Genomic DNA, 23,938 nt, shown 5'->3' with positions numbered 1-23,938 from the left:
AAAGGCTATTTGACGCAGACTTTTGGGGCTGATTTGGAGCGGGCGGCGGGAATCGAACCCGCTTCATCAGCTTGGAAGGCTGAGGTAATAGCCAGTATACGACGCCCGCTCAGCGGTGGCTGGTTTATGCCATGCCCAAGGTGTCGTCAAGCACAGTTCGCACGCGAAATTCAAAATCATATGACACCCGGGGACGGACCCCGGCGCATCGGTAATCCCGGGGTCGTTTCGGCAGCGCGCGGCATATTCAACGCGCGGCATTCGCCCATTCGCAAGTTTCAAGATCCGCCGAAATACGGATCATGGATGCCAGATTCTTACTGGAAGATTCGGCCAAGCCAATCAACTTCGCAGGATAGGTCGTTGCGGCGCTCAGCGCATCCTTCAGCGGGACACCGACATTTTTGACAAGGATGCGAACAGCCGTCGTCAGATCCAGGTCAGCCCCTGCCAGCGTTCCATTTTCAAGCGTCAGGCGGCCATCCGTTCTGGTAATACGGCGCCCTTCAAGGTTGAATTCGGCATCCTCTGTTCCGGCAACAGCCATGGCATCGCTGACCAGAAATATCCGGGCCGGGCCGGTCTTTGCCGCCCATGCCGCCCGCATGACCTCAGGGTGTACGTGTATACTGTCGGCAATCAGACCCGCAGACAAACCCGCATTGGCCAGCGCCGCCCCCACAAGACCAGGCTCGCGGTTTCCAAGCTGGCTCATGGCGTTGAACAGATGTGTGACACAGCGCGCGCCCGCCGCAGCATAACGTTGACAGGTCGCAAAATCCGCATCGCTATGACCCAGAGACACCAGAATTCCGGCCTCAGCCAAAGAGGTAACCTGTCGCTCAGACACAGCTTCTGGCGCCAGGGTTACTTTAAGGCAAGGCAATCGGCTGGCCGCGGCTATCAGGGTGGTCAGATCCTCTTCATCCATCGGGCGGATCAGCGCGGCGTCATGCGCCCCTTTTCGCGCCAACGAAAGATGCGGTCCCTCCAGATGCAGTCCAGCGACACCGGGAACACCGACATCCACAGCCTTGATCGCGGCCTCTATTGCCTGCTGGGTCTTGGCCGCAGTGTCGGTAATCAGGGTGGGCAAAAAGGATGCGACGCCAAGCTTTCTATGCGCTTGAGAAATGCGCTGGATAGTCTCGACAGAAGGATCATCGTTGAACATGACACTACCGCCGCCATTGACCTGTAGGTCCACAAATCCGGGGCAGAGAATATCACCGTTCAGATCGACCTGCTGCCCGGCGATTTTGGTTCCGTCTGCCGGGGTGATCTCGGACAAATTACCTTGGCGAAACACAACCGCCTGCCCCTCCAGCAGGTGTGTGCCGTCGAAATAGGCGCCGTTTCTGAATACAACCGTCTGAGAGGTCATACAGTTTCCGTAACTTTCTTAAGGTGACGCGGGGCATCAGGGTCAATTCCGCGATTGCAGGCGACCGATTCAACCATGCTGTAGAACGATGTGATGGTGCTGATGGGATCGGTCAGCCAATGGTCCGTTCTGACGACCGGCAGAGGCTGCGCCTGTTTCACCGCCGAGGTTGCGGCAAAAACGGTAGCCCCTTTTGCCGCCAACGCATCAGCCGCTTCTGCCGTTGTTTGTTCAGCGGCATCACCGGCGGCGAACACAATGGTTGGAAACCCTTCTTCAACGATTGAGACCGGCCCGTGCAGAACTTCGGCAGTCGAATAGCTCTCGGCGTGAATCTGGCAGGTCTCTTTGATCTTCAGCGCCGCTTCATTCGAGATCGCCAGCGACGGACCGCGACCTAAGGTAAACAGGGACCGGCCGGAAATCGCATTGGCGGCCGGGGTCCAGTCGCATTGGGCAGCCTTCCCAAGATACCCGGGCAGTGACCATATGGCCTGCTTCAGCTCTGCCTCATCCGCGATTTCCGCCAGCAACCACAGCCCCGCCACCAGAGACGTCACAAAGGTCTTGGTTGCTGCCACACTCAATTCCGGTCCCGCATGAAGAGGCAGGACGGCATCCGTGGCATCTGCAAGGTGGGATTCCGTATTGTTCGTAATGGCGACCGTCACGGCACCAGATCGTTTCAGCGCGCGCGTCATGCCAACGATGTCCGGGCTTTGTCCAGATTGCGACACCGATATGCTCAATGCACCCTGCGCCCGAAGCTCGGCACCATAGATCGAGTTGACCGAAGGCCCGACCGAGGCAACAGGAAGATTCAGCAACAGTTCGCATGCATATTTCAGATAGGTGCAGGCGTGATCCGAAGATCCTCGCGCCACCGAGACCAGAAAACGCGGGTCTGCGTCGCGCGCCAACTGGGCAGCGTGGCGGATATTGTCAGCCCCATTGCTTAGCAATCGGTCTACGGCATCAGGAATTTCCAGTATTTCCTGACGCATCTTAGAGAGTTCTACGGACATCTAGTTCCGTCCTTTCCGGTTACAACCGCAATTCAGCAACAAAATCATACGCATCGCCGCGATAAAGCGAGCGTGTCAGTTCGGCGACGCGTCCGTTTCTGAGAAAAGAAACACGTTCAATATTCAGCCCAGCGGCTCCCTCGGGAACATCAAGCAGTTCAGCCTCACGCGCGGCCAAATTCAGGGCCGAGATCTTCTGAACCGCCCGAACAGGACGGCGGCCCAGCCGATCCAAGACCTCGTACAGAGAGGTGGTCACTTCGATCGGGTTGGGCAAGATATCCAAAGGCAACGCCGCTTTTTCCAGCGCCAGCGGGCGGCCATCGGCTTCGCGCAATCGGTAGATACGAGAGATTTGCTCACCCTCGGACAAGCTCAAGGCGGCAATCTCTTCTTGGGTCGGCGCAAAGACCCCCCGCTCCAGCCATTTCGACGCGGTTTTCATTCCACGGCTGGACATGTCTTCGGTGAAGGATGTCAGATGCGTCAGCGATTGTTCGACCCGTGGCATGCGCTCGCGGATGAACGAGCCCGAGCCCTGACGCTGTTCGATCACGCCCTCCTGGACAAGCTCTTGAATCGCCTTTCGCACGGTGACGCGCGAAAGGTCCGTGATCTCGACAAGTTCTCTCTCGGAAGGAAGCGACGATTTGGGGGGCAGAACACCCGTATCAATGCCCTCCTGCAGCCTTCGCCGCAGTTGGACATATCTCGGCCCATTATCAGCGGTCAGCCAGGAATCCGAACGCAGAAAATCAGCAATGCTCATGTTCGACCTCCTTTGCCAAGGCGAGCGCCCCGTCGAGCGGTTCTCCTAACGGCGCGCGCAGGTCGGATTGCATGTTTTCGGGCAGATACGACGCGTATTGACCACCAATACCGCCCGTCAGGCACAGCGCGGTTCCCGGGTTCCACCCCAAATGCGTGGCGGTATCCGCCAGATAGGCAGCACCTGCCCGCATGATTTGTTGCGCAACCACGTCGTCATCTTGGGCAGCCATGGTCACTTTTGGTGCAATCGCACCAAACTGCGCAGGGTCTGCAGCCCCCGCAAAGCGAACGATCCCGGCAGGTCCGTCATGCTCGGACAGCAAAGTGGTCAAAAGGTCCGAACGGGCCTGCGTTCCATCAAACGCACGCAATGCCAAGGACAATGCCATCCTTCCAACCCACTGGGCCGAGGCTTCATCCCCCAAGACCGAGCCCCAGCCACCGGCAAAGCGCATGTCTCTACCAGTTTGTCTGGCCAGAAATGAGCCTGTACCACAATGGGCAATCAGCCCGTCCTGCGCACCCAGCGCCCCGCGCAAGGCTGCGGGACGATCATCCTCTATCCGGGCGTGCTTTAGACCAAGCGCATCCCTCAAACGAGTTGCGATCGCCTGATCCGTGACCCCAGCCAAACCAACAAAGGCAGGACTTGCCAACAAGCCCTCAACCCCGATGCCAAGCTTGCCAGACAGCCGGTCTAACCCCAGCTTTATCTGTGAAACGCCAGCCTGAAAATCAGTCGAGACGTTTGCAGCGCCAACTTCAACGCTGTGAGCGATTCCAGCAACTTCACAGGCCACACGACAGCGCGTTCCACCGCCATCAATGGCCAGCACAGCATTATTCAGGGACTCAGTCATGACAATACCAATACAATACCTATTTCGATTAGAAAAGCCTCGTTTTATGCTATTTTCGCCAATATCTCGATTTTTCCTTTAAAATCAGCACCCAAATAATACCGAAAAGAAAATGTTGGACAGGTGGTATTAAATAGGTATTGTAATCGGGAAACCTGGGAGGGGATTCTCTTGACGCTGCCGTCAACCGAACAACTGCACCGCGACGCCGCCAGCCTGAGCCGCGAAGACCTGACAGGGTCGGCGCTGTTGCTGGCCGAGGGGCAGATCGCTGCGGCAGCGGCGGTGCGCTCGGCCACACAGGCTATTGCATTGGGCGCCGCTGCGATGGCCAGGACGCTCCGGTCGGGCGGCATGTTGCACTATGTTGCGGCAGGCTCGTCCGGTTTGATGGCGGCGGCTGACGCGCAAGAGCTGGGCGGAACATTCTCGATCACGCCAGACCAGTTGCGAATCCATATGGCTGGTGGTCTTCCGACGGGTGTCGAGATGCCGGGTGATTCCGAAGACGCCGACGGTGACCTGCGTGAAGCGCTGAACAGTTTGTCAGCCCGGGACACGGTGATCGCCGTATCCGCAAGCGGGTCGACCCCCTACACGATGACAGCCGCAAGCATCGCCCGTGCAAAAGGCGCGACCTTGATCGGCATCGCCAATAACGCCAACAGTCCCCTGCTGACACAGACCAACATCCCGATCCTGCTAGCCACCCCGCCCGAACTGATTTCGGGATCAACGCGGATGGGCGCGGGAACGGCGCAAAAGATCGCTTTGAATATGCTGTCGTCGCTGATGGCGCTGGACCTTGGCCACGTACATGGCGGCATGATGGTCAACCTGCGCGCGGACAATGACAAACTGCGCGCCCGCGCGGCCGGAATCGTAACCCGCATTGCCGAGGTGGACACAGACGCAGCAAAGCGCGCACTGGAAGCAACACGCGGTGATGTGAAGCCCGCCGTGCTTGTCGCCGCAAAAGGTGTTTCGGCATCCGAAGCCACCGAACGCCTACGAACATCAGACGGAATCCTAACGGCCGCACTGGCCATAGAATAATAACCATCAATCGGGAGAATATGGATGACCAAGAATAGCTTGAAACTTGCTCTGCTGGGCACGACGCTGATGGCGTCGGCTGCCTATGCGGAAGATGTGACCCTGACCATCGAAAGCTGGCGAAATGACGACCTGACCCTATGGCAGGACCAGATCATCCCTGCGTTTGAGGCCAAACACCCCGGCATCAAAGTGCAATTCACACCCTCGGCCCCAGCGGAATACAACGCCGTACTGAATTCGAAACTGGATGCGGGTTCGGCGGGTGACCTGATCACCTGTCGCCCGTTCGACGCATCGCTGGCCCTGTATGAGGCCGGTCATCTGAGCGACCTGTCCGGTGTCGAAGCGATGAACAACTTCTCGGATGTCGCCAAGTCGGCCTGGCAAACGGATGACGGCTCGGCCAGTTTCTGCGTTCCGATGGCGTCGGTGATCCACGGGTTCATCTATAACAAGGACGCGTTTGCCGAACTGGGTATCGAAGTTCCCACAACCGAGGACGAGTTCTTTGCCGCCCTCGACAAGATCAAGGAAGACGGCACTTATATCCCGATGGCGATGGGCACCAACGACCAGTGGGAAGCCGCCACTATGGGTTATAACAACATCGGTCCGAACTATTGGAAAGGCGAAGAGGGCCGCCAGGCGCTGATCGCGGGCGAGCAAAAGCTGACCGATGAAGCCTGGACCGCCCCCTATGCCACCCTGGCCCGTTGGGGCGCTTATCTGGGTGACGGATATGAGGCGCAGACTTATCCCGACAGCCAGAACATCTTTACCCTGGGTCGCGCAGCCGTCTACCCTGCGGGATCCTGGGAAATTTCGGGCTTCAATGCGCAGGCCGATTTCGAAATGGGCGCCTTTAAGCCGCCAGTCCAGAATGCGGGCGATACCTGCTATATCTCGGACCACACCGACATTGGCATTGGTATGAATGCGGCCACCGCGAATCCCGAAGCTGCCGAGACGTTCCTGGCCTGGGTCGCAAGCCCGGAATTCGCCGAAATCTTCGGCAACGCCCTGCCTGGCTTCTTCCCGCTCTCGAACACTCCGGTCGAGCTGCAGGACCCGCTGGCCAAGGAAATCGTAGGCTGGCGCGAAGAGTGTGAATCGACCATCCGCTCGACCTATCAAATCCTGTCGCGTGGTACACCGAACCTTGAAAACGATACCTGGGGCGCTTCTGTTGCTGCCATCAAAGGTGCAAAATCCCCCGAGGAACTGGGTGTCGAACTGCAGGAAGGCCTGGCCTCCTGGTACGCTCCGCATCAATAAGCTGATCTATACCCGGGCGGTGCCGACCGCCCGGGTAACTCCGACACCCCTTTGAAAGCAATCCCATGACCCGCCCCCGCATCCGCTGGCATATCGTTGTATTTCTGGCACCTGCCGTACTCGTCTATACCGCTGTGATGATTTTCCCGCTGTTCAACACACTGCGCCTTGCACTGTATACAGAGGTTGATCAGGCTCGCGTGTTTGTCGGATTGCAGAATTTCCGGACCCTGTTTTTCGATCCCAACTGGTCGGATCAATTCTGGAATGCTCTGGGTAATAATTTTTGGTTCTTCCTGATCCATATGTTGGTTCAGAACCCGATCGGCATCGCGCTGGCCGCCCTTCTCAGCCACCCCCGCCTACGGTTTGCCGCCCTGTATCGCTCGGCGATCTTTATTCCTACGATCCTCAGCTTTGTGATCGTGGGCTTTGCCTGGAAACTGATCCTGTCGCCGATCTGGGGCATTGCGCCTTCGATGCTGGATGCTGTTGGGCTTAAGTCCCTCTTTGCACCGTGGCTGGGCAAAGAGGAATACGCACTGACCACGCTGGCGCTGATCTCGGTCTGGCAGTTCGTAGGCATCCCGATGATGCTGATCTATGCCGCCCTGCTGACCATCCCCGAAGAAATCCTTGAGGCCGGAGAGATCGACGGCATCACCGGGGCCTCGGCCTTCTGGAAGATCAAACTACCGCTGATCCTGCCCTCGATCGGGATCATCTCGATCCTGACCTTTGTGGGAAATTTCAACGCATTCGACCTGATCTATGCCTCACAAGGCGCGCTGGCGGGGCCGGATTTCTCAACCGATATTCTGGGCACCTTCATGTACCGCACCTTCTTTGGCTTCCAGTTGCAGCTGGGCGATCCGCATATGGGGTCCGCCATCGCCGGGGCCATGTTCGCAATCATCCTGGTGGGCGTCTGTATCTATCTGTTCGGCATCCAGACCCGGATGCGCCGGTATCAACTGTGAGGGCCAAGTGATGAACAAAGCACGCCATAACCCCCTCAACACCGTAGCGATGCACGCTGGGCTGATCCTGTATACGCTGATCGCTCTGTTCCCGGTCTTTGTGATCCTGATCAACAGCTTCAAAACCCGCCGGTCGATCTTTCGCGAACCGCTGGCCCTGCCCAACGCAGACAGTTTTTCGCTGATCGGCTATGAGACGGTGATGAAGCAGGGGGATTTCTTCCTTTACTTTCAGAACTCGATGATCGTCACCGTGGCGTCGTTGTTCTTTATCCTGCTGTTCGGTGCCATGGCGGCCTATGCGCTGTCCGAGTACCAGTTCAAAGGCAACCTGCTGATGGGCCTGTATCTGGCACTGGGGATCATGATTCCGATCCGCATAGGCACTGTCGCAATCCTCGAGATGATGGTGGCGACCGGGCTGGTCAACTCGCTCTGGGCACTGATCCTGGTCTATACGGCACAGGGTTTGCCGCTGGCAGTGTTCATCCTGTCCGAATTCATGCGGCAGGTCAGTGACGATCTGAAAAACGCCGGGCGCATCGACGGGCTGTCGGAATATACGATCTTCTTCCGACTGGTGCTGCCACTGGTGCGGCCCGCCATGGCGACGGTGGCGGTGTTCAACATGATCCCGATCTGGAACGACCTTTGGTTCCCGCTGATCCTAGCCCCCGCTGAGGAGACCAAGACCCTGACGCTGGGCAGCCAGGTCTTTATCGGTCAATTTGTCACCGACTGGAACGCGGTCCTGTCAGCCTTGTCGATGGCAATCCTGCCGGTCCTGGTTCTCTATGTCATATTCTCACGCCAGCTGATCCGCGGCATCACGTCAGGGGCCGTCAAATGACACGTGTTCTGATCGCAGGTCTTGGCAATATGGGGTTCAGCCACGCGCTGGCCCATCACCATCACCCCGACGCCCAAATCGTGGCGTTGGTGAACCGCTCGGGGCACGTTGAGTACCCTGATCTTGCCGAATACCCGGCCTATTCCGATTTCGAAACCGCGCTGGCCGAAACAAACCCGGATCTAGTCGTGATCGCCACCTATTCCGACAGCCATGCGGATTATGCCTGTGCGGCGATGGAAGCCGGGGCGCATGTCTTTGTAGAGAAACCGCTGGCCACCAATGTCGCTGATGCGCGGCGCGTGGTCGAAACCGCCATCCGACTGAACCGCAAGCTGGTTGTTGGCTACATCCTGCGCCACCACCCCTCGTGGGTGCGGCTGATTGCCGAGGCCCGCAACCTGGGTGGGCCTTATGTATTCCGCCTGAACCTGAACCAACAATCCAACGGTGCGGAATGGGAGACGCATAAAGCGTTGATGCAGACCACCTCGCCCATCGTGGATTGCGGCGTTCACTATGTCGATGTGATGTGCCAGATCACTGATGCCCGGCCCGTCCGTGTCCACGGAATGGGTCTGCGGCTGTCCGATGAGATCGCGCCCGACATGTACAATTACGGGCAGTTTCAGGTGGTTTTCAATGACGGCTCGGTCGGCTGGTATGAGGCCGGCTGGGGCCCGATGATGTCGGAAACCGCATTCTTCGTGAAAGATATAGTGTCGCCCAACGGTTCGGTCTCGATCACCGACGGGAACAAGGGCGCCTCGGCGGATATTGACGGCCACACAAAGGTTGGCGGTCTGCTAGTCCACACACCGCAAGCCGACCACACAATCGACATGCCCGGTGAACCCGGTCACCAGGAACTCTGCGATGCCGAACAGGGCTATATGCTGCGCGCCATCGCCGAAGACATAGACCTGACGCGTCATATGAATGACGCTGTCCAATCCCTTGCCATTTGCCTGGCCGCAGATGAAAGCATCCGCACTGGCCAGCCCGTTTCCTTTGAGGAGCAAGCGACATGACCGCCCTGACGCTGAACAAAATCAATAAATCCTTCGGCAATGTGCATGTTCTGAAGGACATCACGCTTGAGGTCGAAGACGGCGAGTTTGTCGTCTTTGTCGGCCCCTCAGGCTGCGGCAAATCCACCCTGTTGCGGGTGATTGCGGGGCTCGAGGATGCATCGTCCGGTGAGATCAACATTGGCGGGCAGCAGGTCAATCTGGTGCCGCCATCCAAGCGCGGCATTGCGATGGTATTCCAAAGCTATGCGCTCTATCCCCACCTCAGCGTTCGGGGCAATATGACCCTTGCACTGAAGCAGGAAAAGCAGCCCAAATCGGAAATCGAAGGCCGCGTGGCCAAAGCCAGCCGGATGCTGAACCTCGAGCCCTATCTGGATCGCTTCCCCTCGGAATTGTCGGGCGGTCAGCGTCAGCGGGTTGCCATTGGCCGCGCCATCGTGCGCGAACCCAAACTGTTCCTGTTTGATGAGCCTCTGTCCAATCTGGATGCCGCGCTGCGGATGAACACACGGATCGAGATCGCCAACCTGCACCGCGCGCTGGACGCCTCGATGATCTATGTCACCCATGACCAGACCGAGGCGATGACGCTCGCCGACAAGATCGTAGTCCTGCGCGACGGTCGGGTGGAACAGATCGGCAGCCCGATGGAGCTGTATAACAACCCCGCCAACCAGTTCGTGGCCGGGTTCCTCGGCTCACCGTCAATGAATTTCCTGCCGCAGGGGCTGCTGAACGAAAGTGGTCAGAACACGATCGGCATCCGGCCCGAGGACCTGTTTGTTGCAGATGACGGACCACTCACCGCGCGTGTCAGCCATGTCGAAAAGTTGGGCGGAGACACAAATGTCATCGCGCAGATCAATGAACACGCCATAACCGCCCGGCTGTTTGGCCAGCATGCGATATCCGAAGGGCAGGAATTGCGTTTCGCCTATTCTCCGGACAAGGCCTATCGGTTCACTGCGGACGGTGAGCGCCTTACCTGACCGCTTTTCCTGGCAAAAAACCAATAAAAACAAGATGTCATCAGCCCGTTTTGACGGACTGATCCAATCGGCGTATCCTAACGCATCCAAAGTTTATCTGTTTCCTGAGTATCCCGGCACCATTGTTAATGGTGCTGTTATTACCCTGTCACAAATGCCCCCTAAATCCGTTTCATCGACTTTTCACAGACAGCCAGGAGCAATCCATGAAAGACGTTGACCCTACCACACTTTCCGCCGACGATTGGGACGAGCTGCATTTCCCCCGCCCCGAAGAAAACGACTTTGACCGCGTTGTCGAAAGCGCAATTTCCCGCCGTGGATTTCTGGCGGGTGTCGTGGCCTTTGGCTCTGGCGCGGCTGCGATGGGTACTGGCCTACTTGGTTCGACCTCGGCGCAGGCACAGGCAGCATCCCGGTTCGCCTTCACCCCGATTGCCGCACAAACTGATGGCACCGTCCATGTGCCTGAAGGGTTTGAGTGGAAAATCTTGATGCGCTGGGGCGATCCGCTGTTTTCGGATGCCGATGGCTATGACATCGCCGAGGGAGGTCCGGTCGAGAGCTCGGACCGAATATTTGGCGAGAATACAGACGGGATGCATACATTCACGTTCCAGGGCCACCAGCTGATCGCGATCAATCACGAATATCCCAACGGCAAGATCAACCTGCCCGCTGCGCAGGAAGGTGTTCCGGCCAGTGCTGACGACGTGCGCAAACTGCAGAACCTGCAGGGTGTGACCGTGATGGAAATCACCGAAGGCCCCGAAGGTTGGTCCGTGGTCAAGGACAGCCCGTTCAACCGGCGCATCCACCACAACACTGAGATGAACATCGTCGGCCCCGCTGCCGGCCACGACCTGCTGAAGACCGAGGCCGACCCGACCGGCACAACCTCGCTGGGCACCATGAACAACTGTGGTGCAGGCAAGACGCCCTGGGGCACGTATCTGACCTGCGAAGAGAACTTTAACGGCTATTTCGGGTCCAGCGACGAAAACGCCAGCTATGATCAGAAGGTCGCGGACGGCTTCAAGCGCTATGGTGTCAAAGCCGAGAGCTGGAACGGCTACGAACTGTTCGATCCGCGGTTCGACACCTCTCAAAATCCCAATGAGCCGCACCGGGTAGGCTGGATCGTCGAAATCGACCCGACCAAACCGGACAGCACCCCGGTCAAACACACTGGTCTGGGTCGCTTCAAGCATGAGAATGCCGAGGTGACTCTGGCCGCTGATGGCCGCGTGGTTGTCTATATGGGTGATGATGAGCGGGGCGAGTATCTGTACAAATTCGTCTCGAACGGCACCTATCAGCCCGGCGGCGAAACCCAGAATCTGTTGAACGACGGCACGCTTTATGTGGCGAAATTCGATGACGACATGACAGGCACCTGGCTGCCGCTGACGCCGGATGCAACCGGCATGGATGCGGCGGATATTGTGATCTTCACCCGATTGGCGGCATCCAAGGCGGGTGGCACGACCATGGATCGCCCTGAATGGGTGGCGTCCAGCCCGGTAGCGGTCGAAGCCTATTGCTGCCTAACCAACAACAAGAACCGCGGCGTGAAACCAAATGCCGGGGGAGACGACACGTCGACCAATGGCCCCAACCCGCGTGAGGCCAATAAATATGGCCAGATCGTTCGCTGGAAACCGGACAACGACGACCACGCAGCCGACGCGTTCGTCTGGGATCTCTATGTCATGGCGGGTAATCCGACAGTGCATTCTGACGCCCGCGCCGGATCGGCCAATGTGAACGAGGGCAACCTGTTCAACTCACCCGACGGAATGACCATTGACTCGACTGGTCTGGTCTGGATCCAGACCGACGGCAACGACGACAACGAAGAAGACTTTGCAGGCCACGGCAACAACCAGATGCTGGTCGGCGATCCGGTCACGGGCGAAATCGCCCGCTTCATGACCGGTCCAAACGGGTGTGAGGTCACGGGGCTGGCTTGGTCCAGCGATCTGCGCACCATGTTTGTCGGCATTCAGCATCCCGGCAGCGAATGGCCGGATGGAGGCACACCGCGCTCGTCGGTGATCACGATCAAGCGCACCGACAACGGGCTGGTCGGTTAAGCTGTTCCAGATTGTCCCCGGTCCTATGGGTCGGGGACGTCTATTCCTCAGATATCCTTACCCGGCGGCTCCAACGGTCCGCCCGGAGCCATCAGGTGGCGCTCGGACAGCCAGGGGTTAAGCTCCAAAGCACGTGACAGTGCCGCACGGGCTTCATCAATCCGATTCAAGCCAAGCAGCGTCAGGGCGCGCCCGCTGATCGCAGCGACATGGTTCGGAGACAGCTCGATCGCCTTGTCCAGATCCGGCAACGCAGATGCGAAATCCTGGCTAAGATAATATGCAAAGGCGCGCTGATTGTACCCCTCGGCATAATGCGGGCAGTATTCGATGAGCTTGTCAAACTCCTCGATGGCGCCTCGAAGGTCCCAGCCACTGCGGCGGGTCATGCCCCGGTCCAGCACGGCCTGCGCAACAGCGTCGGGCGCATCGGTCCAGAACTCCCATAACTGATTGGAAAATGTCTGGGCTTCGGCCTCGTTTCCAACATCCTGAATTTGCGCGATTACGGCCGAGATGCTTTCAGTATGATCCGGCGAGGACGGGCATTCTTCAGACCAGGCGACACCTGGAAGGGCCGCCAACACTAGCAGAGGGAACACAAAACGCTTCATACGCGTATGGTGACGCGCTTGCGCAATTCGTCAACCCACCCTGTCCAAAGCGCCTGAAACAACGGTTTCCTTAACTGCCTCCATCGCCACAAAGGTCGAGGTATTCGCCACATGCGGAAGCGAGGATATCTTCTCAGCCAAAACGGCGCGGTATTCCGACATTGAACCAGTGCGGATTTTCAGCAGATAGTCGAAATTCGACGCGATCATATGGGCTTGCTCGATTTCGGGCACCTTGCGGACTGCGGCGTTAAACTCGGCCAGTGCCTTCTCTCTTGTGTCTGTCAGGCGCACCTCGACAAAAGCCACATGGTCCAGCCCCAGTCGGATCGGGTCCAGTAGAGCGCGATACCCGGTGATCACCCCGCTAACCTCAAGTCGCTTTAGACGCGCCTGGGTTGGGGATTTCGACAGCCCGATCCGCCGCGCAAGGTCGGCAACTGATATGCGCCCATCCTCTGAGAGAATCGCCAAGATCGCTCGATCAAACCGATCCAAATCCGGAAAGTTCATTTGCACGGCATTATCCCCTAAATACAGTCCATCCGACCAGATGAATTAAAAAATACGGCAATCGTCCTGAGAAATCGACATTATATTCAACAAAAGCCTGGAGGATTCATGTCACACAGCCTGAGCACCCATATCGACAGCCAAACCTACGCTGATCAAACCGCCGTTCTCGACAATCTTATCGATCATGCCGCGCTGTCTGAAACTGATCGAGCCCAAATCTGTGCGGCAGCCGCCCAGCTTGTGCGTGATATTCGATCCAGTACATCGCCGGGCATGATGGAGGTGTTTCTGGCCGAATATGGCCTGTCCACCGATGAGGGCGTGGCGCTGATGTGTCTGGCCGAAGCGCTGCTGCGCGTGCCGGATGCCGACACGATCGATGCTCTCATCGAAGACAAGATCGCGCCGTCCGACTGGGGCAAGCATCTTGGGCAATCCTCCTCGCCGCTGGTGAATGCCTCGACCTGGGCGCTGATGCTGACCGGTAAAGTTCTCGACGACGGCAAGCCCTCGCCTGTCAGTGCCCTGCGAGGTGCGATCAAAAGACTGGGTGAACCGGTTATCCGCACGGCCGTCGGGCGCGCAATGAAGGAAATGGGCCGTCAGTTCGTGCTGGGCGAGACCATCCAGTCGGCCATGGAACGTGCCAGCGGGATGGAGGCCAAGGGCTATACCTATTCCTACGATATGCTGGGTGAAGCCGCACGGACCGAGGCCGACGCGGCCCGATATCATTTGTCTTATTCCCGTGCCATCACCGCCATTGCAGAGGCCTGCACCCATGATGACATTCGGGCTAATCCGGGCATCTCGGTCAAGCTGTCGGCGCTGCACCCCCGGTATGAGCTGGCCCAAGAACAGCGTGTGATGGCCGAGCTTGTCCCCCGCCTGCGCGCCCTGTGCCTTTTGGCCAAAGCCGCTGGCATGGGCCTGAATATCGACGCCGAAGAGGCCGACCGCCTGTCGCTGTCCCTGCAGGTCATCGAAGCGGTGATGGCCGAGCCTGCACTCGCAGGATGGGACGGGTTCGGAATTGTGGTTCAGGCCTATGGTCCGCGTGCTGGAATCGCACTGGACGCGCTCTATGGAATGGCCGAGCGTTATGACCGCAAACTGATGGTGCGGCTGGTCAAAGGCGCCTATTGGGATACCGAGATCAAGCGCGCTCAGGTAGAAGGCGTCGAGGGTTTTCCGGTGTTTACCAGCAAGGCCGTGACCGATGTCTCCTATATCGCCAATGCGCGAAAATTGCTGGGTATGACCGACCGGATTTACCCGCAGTTCGCCACCCATAACGCCCATACGGTCAGCGCCATTCTTCAGATGGCCACTGATCAGCCTTTCGAATTCCAGCGCCTGCACGGCATGGGGGAAACCCTGCACCATCTGGTTAAGGACGCAAACAACACACGCTGCCGCATATACGCGCCTGTCGGGGCCCATCGTGACTTGCTGGCCTACCTGGTGCGGCGACTGCTTGAGAATGGTGCGAACTCTTCATTCGTGAACCAAATCGTGGATGATACTGTTCCCCCGGAGGAGGTTGCAGCCGATCCGTTTCTCACTCTCTTCGAACCGGCACGCGCCATTCCAACCGGACCCGAACTGTTTCAACCCGAGCGGCCCAATTCGCAGGGGTTTGACTTGCGGCACATTCCCACTTTGGACCGGGTCAATGCCGCGCGGGAGGCGTTTCGGACGCATCACTGGTATGCGCGCCCGTTGTTGTCCGGCGATGCGCGGCCCGATGACGATCAGCCCATCGTCAACCCAGCACAGTCGCGGGATCGCCCCGGTGCTGTTGCCCCGGCCAGCGCACAAGATGTCGAGCTTGCTTTGACTGCAGCCACCCCCTGGCAGGTAGTGGCAGATCAACGCTCGCAGGTTCTGAATGCCGCCGCCGACCTTTACGAGACCCATTTCGGTGAGCTTTTCGCCCTGCTGGCCCGTGAGGCTGGTAAGTCCCTGCCCGATGCAGTCGCCGAACTGCGCGAGGCGGTAGATTTCCTGCGCTATTATGCGGCGAATATACCCGACGCAGAACCAGCGGGTGTGTTCACCTGCATCAGCCCGTGGAACTTTCCGCTGGCCATTTTCACCGGTCAAATATCCGCCGCTTTGGCCACTGGGAATGCGGTATTGGCAAAGCCCGCACCGCAGACACCATTGATCGCGCATCGCGCCGTTGAATTGCTGCACGAGGCCGGAGTGCCACGCAGCGCGCTACAGTTGCTGCCGGGCGGTCCATCGGTGGGCGCAGCCCTGACCTCGGACCCGAGGGTGTCGGGAGTGGCCTTTACCGGCTCGACCGGGACCGCCCTGAAAATCCGTGCGGCCATGGCCGGAAACTTGCGACCGGGAACGCCTCTGATCGCGGAAACCGGTGGCTTGAATGCGATGATCGTGGACAGCACCGCCCTGCCCGAACAGGCGGTTCAGTCGATCATCGAAAGCGCATTCCAATCAGCGGGACAAAGGTGCTCGGCGTTGCGCTGTCTTTATGTCCAAGAAGACATTGCCGATGATCTTCTGACCATGCTGACAGGGGCCATGGACGCGCTGCTGGTTGGCGATCCCTGGTTGATTTCAACCGATTGCGGCCCCGTGATCGACGAAGATGCCCGCCTTGGAATCGCTGATCACATCGCATTGGCACGGTCCGAAGGGCGTGTCCTGAAAGAGATGTCCGTCCCTGGCGACGGCACGTTCATCGCCCCAACCCTTATCGAAATCCCCGGCATTGCCGAGTTGGAGCGCGAGGTGTTTGGCCCCGTCCTGCATGTAGTGCGGTTCAATTCCTCGGAGTTGGATCAGATCATCGCCGATATCAACGCCACAGGATATGGGCTGACCTTTGGCCTGCACACACGGATCGACGACCGCGTTCAGCACATCACCGAAGCTGTTCATGCCGGAAACATCTACGTCAATCGCAACCAGATCGGCGCCATAGTTGGATCGCAACCCTTTGGCGGCGAGGGTCTGTCGGGGACCGGCCCAAAGGCGGGCGGGCCGAACTACCTGACCCGTTTCTGCGCCCCGGACCGGCAGGTCAGTCCCGAGCAATGGTCCACCGATATGACCGATCTACCATTGCCAGAAGGAAAATCTGCTGAGATCAAGGCGCGGTTGCTGCCCGGTCCGACGGGTGAATCGAACCGCCTGAGTGAATTCTCACGCGCACCGCTATTGTGTATGGGTCCCGGAGTTGAAGCCGCACAAGCGCAGGCAAACGCGGTCAAAGCACTGGGCGGGCGGGCTATCACTGCTATCGGCGCGTTAAACCTGCACCGGCTTGAAATCCTGGCTGGCTTCTCGGGCGTATTGTGGTGGGGCGACGACGCAACCGGCCAGGATATCGAGCGTCATCTGTCCCGGCGTGCAGGCCCAATCATCCCTCTGATCCCCGGCCAGCCAGATCGCACCCGCGTTCTGGGAGAACGACATGTCTGTGTCGACACCACTGCTGCGGGTGGGAATGCCGCATTGCTGGGGGGTGCGGCCTAAACAGGCCTTGACGCTGGGCAGCCAACCGCCCAGCGTCGCACCATGTTTCCAATTCGTGACCATAACCCTTCGGGACGCACACCGTATGTCATCTATCTGTTGATGGCTGCAAATATCCTGATTTTCCTCAGCTATGTGGGAAGCATGGAGAACCAGCGGCTGATCACCCAGCTGTATACCGACTATGCGGTGGTGCCCGCCCGGATTACGGACGGCTATACGCTTGAGACCCTCGTGACCTCGATGTTCCTGCATGGCGGCTGGATGCATCTGGCAGGAAACATGCTGTTCCTGTGGATCTTCGGCGACAACCTCGAAGACGAAATGGGCCACCTGCCCTTTCTACTGTTCTATCTTGCCGCCGGTATCGGGGCCGGTCTGATCCACGTCGTCACAGCGCCACAATCTCTGGTCCCTACGATTGGTGCGTCTGGCGCAATAGCTGGCGTCATGGGTGGCTATTTGTTGATGTTCCCCAAAGCGCGCGTGGACATCCTGCTTGTTCTGGTGATCTATTTCCGTGTCTTCTCGATCCCGGCGTTTGTCATGCTAGGCGTGTGGCTGGGTATGCAGTTCATTGGGAGCCTGTCCAGCAACCCCGACGAGGGCGGCGTCGCCTATTGGGCCCATACCGGGGGCTTCCTTGTTGGTTTGCTCTTGTGCATACCCCTTTGGTTGCGGCGCGGTGCGAGTGACTATTGGAACCGCACCCATGGGCATCCGCCCCATCCAGAGCACGAATACAAGCTGTCACAATCCCGCATCCCCCGCATCCCGCGCCGGTAAGCGCCCACCGCTGAGCAAGGTAACCTCTTGCGCGGCGGCTTGTACCAATCGGCCCAATTCCGGCGCGCGTTCAGTGCTGAACCGGGCGGTAGGGCCAGATACGGAAATGCCCGCACAGGGTTCCCCCCGGTCGTTGAAGATGGCCGCACCGATGCATGACATCCCCTCGTATCGTTCCTCCCGATCATGCGACCACCCGCGGGCCCGGGTCTGATCCAGATCGCTTTGCAGTGCATCGCCGGGCACCAGTGTTTGAGGCGTAAAGACCTTTGTGTCCAACGTGCCCAGCGCTTTGATCAATGCAGCCTCGTTCAACGCGGCCAAGATCGCCTTACCGGTGCCCGAGGCATACATCGGTGTCCGCGCGCCCGGTGGAAAAAAGGCCCGGATCGGATTGGCCGTTTCGACCTGCCCCACAAACACCACTTCGGCCCCGTCCGGAACGGCCAGATTCGCCGTTTCGCCGCTATCCTGCATCAGCCGGCGTAAAATGGGCCTTCCGATTTCGATAACACCATTACGGCGTAGAAAGGACGCTCCGGTGCGATAGGTCTCGATCCCGATCATCCATTCTTGACGCTCTTCATCAAAGGCGACGAAACCGTGCTTCTGCAGCGTCACCAGAATTCGGTGTGTTGTGGCCGTGGGCACATCAACTTCGCGCGCCAAATCGCTGAGTGCTGCGCGTTCCAGACTGGCTACTGTGGTCAAAACGCTAAGCGCCCGATCCAGCGATTGCATGGTCCCGGCCGAGCTTTCCTTGAACAGCGATTTTGGTCTGCCGCGTGGCCTTTTCTGCGTTTCCATCCCAGGCATTTCCTTTCAGCTGTCCAAAGTTTCTCGCGTCCGGATTTCTTGTACGTAAAAATGAAAAACGGAAAAGTATAATATATCAGTAGCTTAATATTTACCTTCAATAAATGAAAATATTTTTCAAGAAAATTGCGTAATGCAGCTTTTTCCCGGACACTTATCTCCAAAGCAGAGGAACAAGCCATGTCGAACCAAAACCCGGTTTTCATTCCCGGCCCGACCAACATACCTGATAGATTGCGCCTGGCCATGCAGGTCCAGACGCAGGATCATCGCGCGCCGGACTTTGTCCAGACATTTGCACCCGTACTGGAAGACACCAAGAAGGTCTTTGATACCGCTGCGGCCCAGATCGTTACCTTTCCCGCTAGCGGCACAGGTGGATGGGAGGCTGCAATCACCAACACGCTCAGCCCCGGTGATAAGGTCCTGATAGCGCGCTATGGCGTTTTCAGCCACCGCTGGATTGATCTGTGCACACGTCACGGGCTTGACGTTCAGGTCATCGACTGCCCTTGGGGCAGCGGCGCTCCCGCTGACCAATTTCAGACGGTTCTGACTGGGGACAAAGAGCATGAAATTCGCGCCGTTCTGGTCACTCATAATGAAACGGCGACAGGGGTGCTTTCGGATATCGGGGCTGTAAGGCGGGCGATGGATGCCGCCAATCACCCGGCGCTTTTGATGGTGGACTGCGTCAGCTCTTTGGCCTCTGTACCGTTCGAGTTCGACCGCTGGGGCGTCGACATCGCGGTTTCGGGATCGCAGAAGGGATTCATGCTGGCCACTGGCATGGCCATCCTTTGCGTCAGCCAGAAAGCGCTGGACGCGATGGAAACCGCAGAGCTGCACCGGACCTTTTTCGATTTCCGGGATATGATGGCGGCCAATGCGACCGGAGGGTTTCCCTATACACCACCTCTGCAACTGATCTACGGGCTGCGTGAAAGCCTGAAGATGCTGTTTGAAGAAGGCTTACCGAATGTTTACGCCCGTCATCATCGGCTTGCCGAGGGCGTCCGACGCGCCGTCGATGCTTGGGGGCTGGAACTGGTTGCTCAATCGCCAGACCTTTACTCGGACACGGTCAGCGCAATCTACGTGCCCGAAGGGTTCGACAGCAACATTCTGACCGACCATGCCTTTAACACCTACGGGATGTCCTTTGGTGTTGGCTTGGGCCAGTTGCACGGCAAGGCGTTCCGTATTGGGCATCTGGGCAGTCTGACAGATGCGATGGTCCTGTCCGGACTCTGTACGATCGAGATGGCAATGGCCGATCTAAGCTATCCGATCACGTTGGGCTCTGGCGTCGCAGCAGCCCAGGAACACTTTCGCGCCACACCCGGCAACCGAACCGAGGCCGCGGCGTAAGGAGAATGACAATGTTGGATCACCCCTCTGCCGCGGATCTGACGATCGAGGACATGCGTGTCGCGCATGATCGGATCAAACCGCATATCCGCCGAACTCCGGTCATGGCTTCGGACCACCTGAATGACCTGACCGGCGCGCAGCTGTTCTTCAAATGCGAAAATTTCCAAGAAGCCGGGGCCTTTAAGGTGCGTGGGGCCTGCAACGCTGTATTCGGCCTTGCAGACCATTTGATGCCCAAGGGTGTCTGCACGCATTCCAGCGGCAACCACGCCTTGTCTTTGTCTTATGCGGCCGGTCGCCGCGGCATTCCGTGCAACGTGGTCATGCCGCGCACAGCACCGCAGGCCAAGAAGGATGCAGTTCGCCGATATGGCGGAACAATCACCGAATGTGACCCTTCGACAAGCTCGCGCGAAGCAACATTTGCCGAGGTTCAGGCCCGAACCGGTGGCGAATTTGTTCACCCCTATAACGACCCGCGTGTGATTACCGGTCAGGCCACCTGCTCCGCCGAACTGCTGGAACAGACTGGTGGTATGGACGCCGTTATCGCGCCCATCGGCGGTGGCGGCATGATTTCAGGCACCTGTCTGACGGTTTCGAACCTTGCGCCCGAGACCGCAATTTATGCAGCGGAACCGGAACAGGCGGATGACGCTTACCGGTCCTTCAAGGCCGGTCATATCATCGCAGATGACGCCCCCAAGACAGTCGCGGATGGGCTGCTGGTGCCCCTGAAAGAAAACACCTGGCATTTCGTATCCAACCACGTGACCGATATTTTTACCGCCTCGGAAGAGGAAATCATCGAAGCGATGAAACTGACCTGGAAGCACCTGCGCGTGGTGATGGAGCCGTCTTCGGCGGTTCCTCTGGCAACCATTTTGAAGAACCCAGAGGTTTTCCGAGGCAAGCGCATTGGCGTCATCGTGACCGGTGGCAATGTAGACCTGGACAAACTGCCCTGGCTGAAAGGGTAAGGAGAAACAACATGAACAAGACCGTAAATTTTGAAGACCTCGAAGTCGGCTTCGACATCCCCGCCGCGATCGGCATGGACGAAAGCGAGATACAGACGCCTTGCCTGATCCTTGATCTGGACGCGCTAGAGAGCAACATCCGAAAGATGGGCGATTTCGCAAAGGCCCATGGGATGCGCCATCGTGTTCATGGCAAGATGCACAAATCGGTCGATGTGGCCAAGCTGCAGGAACGGTTGGGCGGTTCGGTCGGCGTCTGCTGTCAGAAAGTGTCGGAAGCCGAGGTATTTGCCCGTGGCGGCATTACGGACATCCTTGTATCCAACCAGGTGCGCGACCCGGTCAAGATTGACCGACTGGCACGGCTGCCCAATTTCGGCGCACGTATCATTGTCTGCGTGGACGATATCGACAATATCTCCGACCTTTCGGCTGCCGCTTCGCGTCACGGTACAGAACTGGAAGTGTTCATCGAGATCGACTGCGGCGCAGGGCGCTGTGGTGTAACCACGACACCGGCGGTCATCGAGATTGCCAAAGCTGTGCAAGCAGCGCCAAATCTGAAATTCACCGGCATTCAGGCCTATCAGGGTGCGATGCAACATCTCGACACCTATGAGGCCCGTAAAGAGAAGCTGGATGTAGCCATTGCCATGGTCAAAGACGCTGTCGCCGGGTTGAAAACAGAAGGGATCGAGTGCGAACTGGTTTCGGGCGGCGGCACCGGTTCCTATTACTTCGAAAGTAACTCGGGCGTTTACAACGAATTGCAATGCGGCTCTTACGCCTTCATGGACGCGGATTATGGGCGGATTCTGGATCAGAACGGCCAGCGGATTGATCAGGGAGAATGGGAAAATGCGCTATTCATCCTGACCAGCGTCATGAGCCACGCCAAAGCAGACAAGGCCATCTGCGACGCCGGCCTCAAGGCGCAGTCGGTCGATAGCGGCCTGCCCTTTGTGTTCGGGCGTGATGATGTCGAATACCTCAAGTGCTCGGACGAGCATGGGGTTATCGGGGATCCAGACGGCGTACTGAAGGTCAATGACAAGCTGCGGTTGGTGCCGGGCCACTGTGACCCCACCTGCAATGTCCATGATTGGTATGTGGGCGTACGGGGCGGCAAAGTCGAAGCCCTGTGGCCGGTCTCGGCCCGCGGGAAAGCCTATTGAGATGAGGGATGTTATGAAAAGCGACGGCCTGCTGATTGTAGGCGAAGATCTGTGCGAGAAACTGGTAGGACGCCAGCAGGCCTTTGACGCTGTACAGGCTGTGTTCGGTGCGATGGCTAAAGGTGGCGCGTGGAACTTTCCCGTTATCCGCGAGGCTTTGGGCCATGCCGACGCTCTCTATGGGTTCAAATCGGGATTTGACCGCGACGGTCAGGTGCTGGGCCTCAAATCCGGTGGATACTGGCCGGGCAATGCGGCGAAGGGCCTGACCAACCACCAATCCACGGTGTTTCTGTTCGACCCCGATACCGGGCGATTGTCCGCGCTTGTCGGGGGCAATTACCTGACAGCGGTGCGCACAGCGGCCTCTTCGGCGGTTTCGATCGCGCATCTGGCGCGGCAAGACGCAAGAGTACTTGGTATGGTCGGGGCCGGACATCAGTCAACTTTCCAGCTGCGGGCGGCGGCGGAACAGCGCGACTTCGAAAAGGTCATTGCCTGGAACCCGCATCCCGACATGCTGCCCCGCCTTGCAGCTGTGGCCACTGAGGTTGGGTTGGAATTCGAGGCCGTCAGCCAACAGGAGCTTGGCGCACAGGCGGATGTGATCATCACCATCACCTCGGCTTTTGAGCCGCTCTTGATGAAAGACTGGATCAAGCCCGGCACGCATCTGGCTTGCATGGGCACCGACACCAAAGGCAAACAGGAGGTTGACGCGGATCTCGTCGCTGCGGCGACTGTCTTTACCGACGAGGTCGCCCAGTCCGTGACAATCGGCGAGGCCCAACATGCCATCAACCTTGGCGCCTTGACCGAGGATGCAATCGCGCCCATCGGCGCCGTCATCAATGGTGACCACCCCGGTCGGACAAGCGACGATCAGATCACTCTGTTTGATGGAACCGGGGTCGGGTTGCAGGATCTTGCAGTCGCCTCAGTCGCTGCACGATTGGCTGAAGAGGCGGATCTAGCCCAGCGCGCGACCCTCTGAAACGAAAAAGCGCGCCTCAATCGGGCGCGCTTGCTTGACCTGTCTGTTGCTGGCTCAGCCCCGGATGACCTTGGAAAACTGATCAAAGATGGGCTCGTTGGAACAGATGACCTCGCCGTCCTCCAGCACGTTACCTTCCGGGTTCAAAGCCTGCACAAAGCCACCGGCCTCTTTCACGATGATGATCCCGGCGGCAACATCCCAGGCATTCAGACGGCGTTCCCAAAAGCCTTCATACCGGCCAGCAGCAACATAAGCCATGTCCAGCGCTGCCGCGCCCCACCGACGTACACCGGCGCAGACTGGCATCAGACGTGCCAGATCCTGCAGGGTCGCTGGCAAGTCAGACCGTCCGCCAAAAGGCAGCCCGGTCGAAAAGATCGACTCGATCATGCGGTGACGACCCGAAACGCGGATACGGGTGTCGTTCATCCATGCGCCTTCGCCATTTTCTGCAAAGAACATCTCGTCCTTGGCGGCGTCATAGATCACACCGGCAACAATTTTGCCTTTATGTTCCAACGCGATCGAGATCGCCCAGTGCGGTAGGCCGTGCAGAAAATTCGTGGTGCCATCCAGCGGATCCACAATCCAGCGGCGGGTGGGATCTTCGCCGGCAATCTCGCCGCCCTCTTCGGCCAGCCAGCCATAGGTCGGGCGCGCGCCAAGCAGTTCCTCTTTCAGGATCGCCTCGGCTGCAATGTCTGCCTTGGACACAAAGTCCCCGGCGCCTTTCATCGACACCTGAAGGTTCTCGACTTCACGAAAATCCTTGACCAGTGAACGCCCCGCTTTGCGCGCGGCTTTGATCATGATGTTGAGGTTTGCACTGCCAACCATTGTCCAAAGGCTC

21 protein-coding genes and 1 tRNA gene are annotated in these 23,938 nt (G+C 58.3%); 13 read left to right on the top strand and 9 right to left on the bottom strand.

Going from position 1 to position 23,938, the window contains the following annotated elements:
• Positions 1-34: 34 nt before the first annotated feature.
• The 5 genes from AC2FH2_RS08830 to AC2FH2_RS08810 form a co-directional block, all read right to left on the bottom strand.
• Positions 35-109: transfer RNA gene (locus tag AC2FH2_RS08830), tRNA-Gly, on the bottom strand.
• Positions 110-247: 138 nt separating this feature from the next.
• Positions 248-1,384, bottom strand: a complete 1,137-nt coding sequence (nagA, locus tag AC2FH2_RS08825; RefSeq protein ID WP_496823336.1) for an N-acetylglucosamine-6-phosphate deacetylase — start codon at positions 1,382-1,384, stop codon at positions 248-250.
• Positions 1,381-2,409 carry an SIS domain-containing protein gene (locus AC2FH2_RS08820; RefSeq protein WP_281972699.1) on the bottom strand — a complete coding sequence of 343 codons (1,029 nt, stop codon included), beginning with the start codon at positions 2,407-2,409 and terminating at the stop codon, positions 1,381-1,383. The genes nagA and AC2FH2_RS08820 overlap by 4 nt, the downstream gene beginning before the upstream one ends.
• 19 nt (positions 2,410-2,428) lie before the next feature.
• The gene (locus AC2FH2_RS08815; protein WP_281972698.1) at positions 2,429-3,178 is read right to left on the bottom strand and encodes a GntR family transcriptional regulator; all 750 of its coding nucleotides are present in this window, start codon (positions 3,176-3,178) and stop codon (positions 2,429-2,431) included.
• Entirely contained in the window at positions 3,165-4,040 is an 876-nt protein-coding gene (locus AC2FH2_RS08810) for a glucosamine kinase nucleotide-binding domain-containing protein (protein ID WP_281972697.1), read from the bottom strand. Before AC2FH2_RS08810 ends, AC2FH2_RS08815 begins: the two co-directional genes overlap by 14 nt.
• 171 nt (positions 4,041-4,211) lie before the next feature.
• Here AC2FH2_RS08810 and AC2FH2_RS08805 point away from each other — a divergent pair, with 171 nt between their 5' ends.
• The 7 genes from AC2FH2_RS08805 (at position 4,212) to AC2FH2_RS08775 (ending at position 12,323) form a co-directional block, all read left to right on the top strand.
• A complete protein-coding gene (locus AC2FH2_RS08805; protein ID WP_496823335.1) occupies positions 4,212-5,096 on the top strand; it encodes an N-acetylmuramic acid 6-phosphate etherase in 885 nt (294 codons plus the stop codon).
• A 24-nt stretch (positions 5,097-5,120) separates the two neighbouring features.
• The gene (locus AC2FH2_RS08800; RefSeq protein ID WP_281994953.1) at positions 5,121-6,374 is read left to right on the top strand and encodes an ABC transporter substrate-binding protein; all 1,254 of its coding nucleotides are present in this window, start codon (positions 5,121-5,123) and stop codon (positions 6,372-6,374) included.
• 65 nt (positions 6,375-6,439) lie between these two features.
• On the top strand, positions 6,440-7,354 hold the full coding sequence (locus tag AC2FH2_RS08795; RefSeq protein WP_142636674.1) for a carbohydrate ABC transporter permease: 915 nt from the start codon (positions 6,440-6,442) through the stop codon (positions 7,352-7,354).
• A gap of 10 nt (positions 7,355-7,364) precedes the next feature.
• Positions 7,365-8,204 carry a carbohydrate ABC transporter permease gene (locus tag AC2FH2_RS08790; protein ID WP_271949335.1) on the top strand — a complete coding sequence of 280 codons (840 nt, stop codon included), beginning with the start codon at positions 7,365-7,367 and terminating at the stop codon, positions 8,202-8,204.
• Positions 8,201-9,235 carry a Gfo/Idh/MocA family protein gene (locus AC2FH2_RS08785; RefSeq protein WP_496823334.1) on the top strand — a complete coding sequence of 345 codons (1,035 nt, stop codon included), beginning with the start codon at positions 8,201-8,203 and terminating at the stop codon, positions 9,233-9,235. The genes AC2FH2_RS08790 and AC2FH2_RS08785 overlap by 4 nt, the downstream gene beginning before the upstream one ends.
• Positions 9,232-10,227 carry an ABC transporter ATP-binding protein gene (locus AC2FH2_RS08780; RefSeq protein WP_281972695.1) on the top strand — a complete coding sequence of 332 codons (996 nt, stop codon included), beginning with the start codon at positions 9,232-9,234 and terminating at the stop codon, positions 10,225-10,227. The genes AC2FH2_RS08785 and AC2FH2_RS08780 overlap by 4 nt, the downstream gene beginning before the upstream one ends.
• Before the next feature lie 206 nt (positions 10,228-10,433).
• Positions 10,434-12,323: a PhoX family protein gene (locus AC2FH2_RS08775; protein WP_496823333.1), complete on the top strand. Its 1,890-nt coding sequence runs from the start codon at positions 10,434-10,436 to the stop codon at positions 12,321-12,323.
• Positions 12,324-12,370: 47 nt separating this feature from the next.
• On the opposite strand, the gene AC2FH2_RS08770 is transcribed toward AC2FH2_RS08775, so the two are convergent.
• Complete coding sequence (locus tag AC2FH2_RS08770; RefSeq protein WP_496690981.1) at positions 12,371-12,937, bottom strand: tetratricopeptide repeat protein; 567 nt, start codon at positions 12,935-12,937, stop codon at positions 12,371-12,373.
• A 30-nt stretch (positions 12,938-12,967) separates the two neighbouring features.
• Entirely contained in the window at positions 12,968-13,450 is a 483-nt protein-coding gene (locus AC2FH2_RS08765; protein WP_496691044.1) for an Lrp/AsnC family transcriptional regulator, read from the bottom strand.
• Between the two features lie 108 nt (positions 13,451-13,558).
• Between AC2FH2_RS08765 and putA the strand changes: the two genes are divergently transcribed.
• Positions 13,559-16,960, top strand: a complete 3,402-nt coding sequence (putA, locus tag AC2FH2_RS08760; RefSeq protein WP_496823332.1) for a bifunctional proline dehydrogenase/L-glutamate gamma-semialdehyde dehydrogenase PutA — start codon at positions 13,559-13,561, stop codon at positions 16,958-16,960.
• Between the two features lie 42 nt (positions 16,961-17,002).
• Positions 17,003-17,746 carry a rhomboid family intramembrane serine protease gene (locus AC2FH2_RS08755; protein ID WP_496823331.1) on the top strand — a complete coding sequence of 248 codons (744 nt, stop codon included), beginning with the start codon at positions 17,003-17,005 and terminating at the stop codon, positions 17,744-17,746.
• Here AC2FH2_RS08755 and AC2FH2_RS08750 read toward each other — a convergent pair.
• Entirely contained in the window at positions 17,711-18,553 is an 843-nt protein-coding gene (locus tag AC2FH2_RS08750; RefSeq protein ID WP_281972691.1) for an IclR family transcriptional regulator, read from the bottom strand. The two genes, AC2FH2_RS08755 and AC2FH2_RS08750, sit on opposite strands and share 36 nt — an antisense overlap.
• A gap of 189 nt (positions 18,554-18,742) precedes the next feature.
• On the opposite strand from AC2FH2_RS08750, the gene bhcA reads away from it, so the two are divergent.
• From bhcA to bhcD, 4 genes are read left to right on the top strand one after another with little or no spacing between them, the layout of a single operon-like run.
• Positions 18,743-19,933, top strand: a complete 1,191-nt coding sequence (bhcA, locus tag AC2FH2_RS08745; RefSeq protein ID WP_496823330.1) for an L-aspartate--glyoxylate aminotransferase BhcA — start codon at positions 18,743-18,745, stop codon at positions 19,931-19,933.
• Positions 19,934-19,944: 11 nt separating this feature from the next.
• Positions 19,945-20,916 carry a beta-hydroxyaspartate dehydratase BhcB gene (gene bhcB, locus AC2FH2_RS08740; RefSeq protein WP_496701949.1) on the top strand — a complete coding sequence of 324 codons (972 nt, stop codon included), beginning with the start codon at positions 19,945-19,947 and terminating at the stop codon, positions 20,914-20,916.
• Positions 20,917-20,927: 11 nt separating this feature from the next.
• Complete coding sequence (gene bhcC, locus AC2FH2_RS08735) at positions 20,928-22,091, top strand: 3-hydroxy-D-aspartate aldolase BhcC (RefSeq protein WP_281994958.1); 1,164 nt, start codon at positions 20,928-20,930, stop codon at positions 22,089-22,091.
• A 13-nt stretch (positions 22,092-22,104) separates the two neighbouring features.
• Complete coding sequence (gene bhcD / locus AC2FH2_RS08730; RefSeq protein ID WP_496743175.1) at positions 22,105-23,085, top strand: iminosuccinate reductase BhcD; 981 nt, start codon at positions 22,105-22,107, stop codon at positions 23,083-23,085.
• Positions 23,086-23,139: 54 nt separating this feature from the next.
• Here bhcD and AC2FH2_RS08725 read toward each other — a convergent pair whose 3' ends face one another.
• On the bottom strand, positions 23,140-23,925 hold the full coding sequence (locus AC2FH2_RS08725; protein WP_142636646.1) for an inositol monophosphatase family protein: 786 nt from the start codon (positions 23,923-23,925) through the stop codon (positions 23,140-23,142).
• Positions 23,926-23,938 lie beyond the last annotated feature (13 nt).

The sequence above is a fragment of the Ruegeria sp. YTSA105 genome, assembly GCF_059610225.1.
This window is presented reverse-complemented; position numbering and strand designations above follow the sequence as displayed.

Coding starts and splice junctions, on each gene's coding strand:
- nagA (WP_496823336.1), bottom strand. CDS start 1,384: ATGACCTCTCAGACGGTTGTATTCAGAAACGGCGCCTATTTCGACGGC.
- AC2FH2_RS08820 (WP_281972699.1), bottom strand. CDS start 2,409: ATGTCCGTAGAACTCTCTAAGATGCGTCAGGAAATACTGGAAATTCCT.
- AC2FH2_RS08815 (WP_281972698.1), bottom strand. CDS start 3,178: ATGAGCATTGCTGATTTTCTGCGTTCGGATTCCTGGCTGACCGCTGAT.
- AC2FH2_RS08810 (WP_281972697.1), bottom strand. CDS start 4,040: ATGACTGAGTCCCTGAATAATGCTGTGCTGGCCATTGATGGCGGTGGA.
- AC2FH2_RS08800 (WP_281994953.1), top strand. CDS start 5,121: ATGACCAAGAATAGCTTGAAACTTGCTCTGCTGGGCACGACGCTGATG.
- AC2FH2_RS08795 (WP_142636674.1), top strand. CDS start 6,440: ATGACCCGCCCCCGCATCCGCTGGCATATCGTTGTATTTCTGGCACCT.
- AC2FH2_RS08790 (WP_271949335.1), top strand. CDS start 7,365: ATGAACAAAGCACGCCATAACCCCCTCAACACCGTAGCGATGCACGCT.
- AC2FH2_RS08785 (WP_496823334.1), top strand. CDS start 8,201: ATGACACGTGTTCTGATCGCAGGTCTTGGCAATATGGGGTTCAGCCAC.
- AC2FH2_RS08780 (WP_281972695.1), top strand. CDS start 9,232: ATGACCGCCCTGACGCTGAACAAAATCAATAAATCCTTCGGCAATGTG.
- AC2FH2_RS08775 (WP_496823333.1), top strand. CDS start 10,434: ATGAAAGACGTTGACCCTACCACACTTTCCGCCGACGATTGGGACGAG.
- AC2FH2_RS08770 (WP_496690981.1), bottom strand. CDS start 12,937: ATGAAGCGTTTTGTGTTCCCTCTGCTAGTGTTGGCGGCCCTTCCAGGT.
- AC2FH2_RS08765 (WP_496691044.1), bottom strand. CDS start 13,450: ATGAACTTTCCGGATTTGGATCGGTTTGATCGAGCGATCTTGGCGATT.
- putA (WP_496823332.1), top strand. CDS start 13,559: ATGTCACACAGCCTGAGCACCCATATCGACAGCCAAACCTACGCTGAT.
- AC2FH2_RS08755 (WP_496823331.1), top strand. CDS start 17,003: ATGTTTCCAATTCGTGACCATAACCCTTCGGGACGCACACCGTATGTC.
- AC2FH2_RS08750 (WP_281972691.1), bottom strand. CDS start 18,553: ATGGAAACGCAGAAAAGGCCACGCGGCAGACCAAAATCGCTGTTCAAG.
- bhcA (WP_496823330.1), top strand. CDS start 18,743: ATGTCGAACCAAAACCCGGTTTTCATTCCCGGCCCGACCAACATACCT.
- bhcB (WP_496701949.1), top strand. CDS start 19,945: ATGTTGGATCACCCCTCTGCCGCGGATCTGACGATCGAGGACATGCGT.
- bhcC (WP_281994958.1), top strand. CDS start 20,928: ATGAACAAGACCGTAAATTTTGAAGACCTCGAAGTCGGCTTCGACATC.
- bhcD (WP_496743175.1), top strand. CDS start 22,105: ATGAAAAGCGACGGCCTGCTGATTGTAGGCGAAGATCTGTGCGAGAAA.
- AC2FH2_RS08725 (WP_142636646.1), bottom strand. CDS start 23,925: ATGGTTGGCAGTGCAAACCTCAACATCATGATCAAAGCCGCGCGCAAA.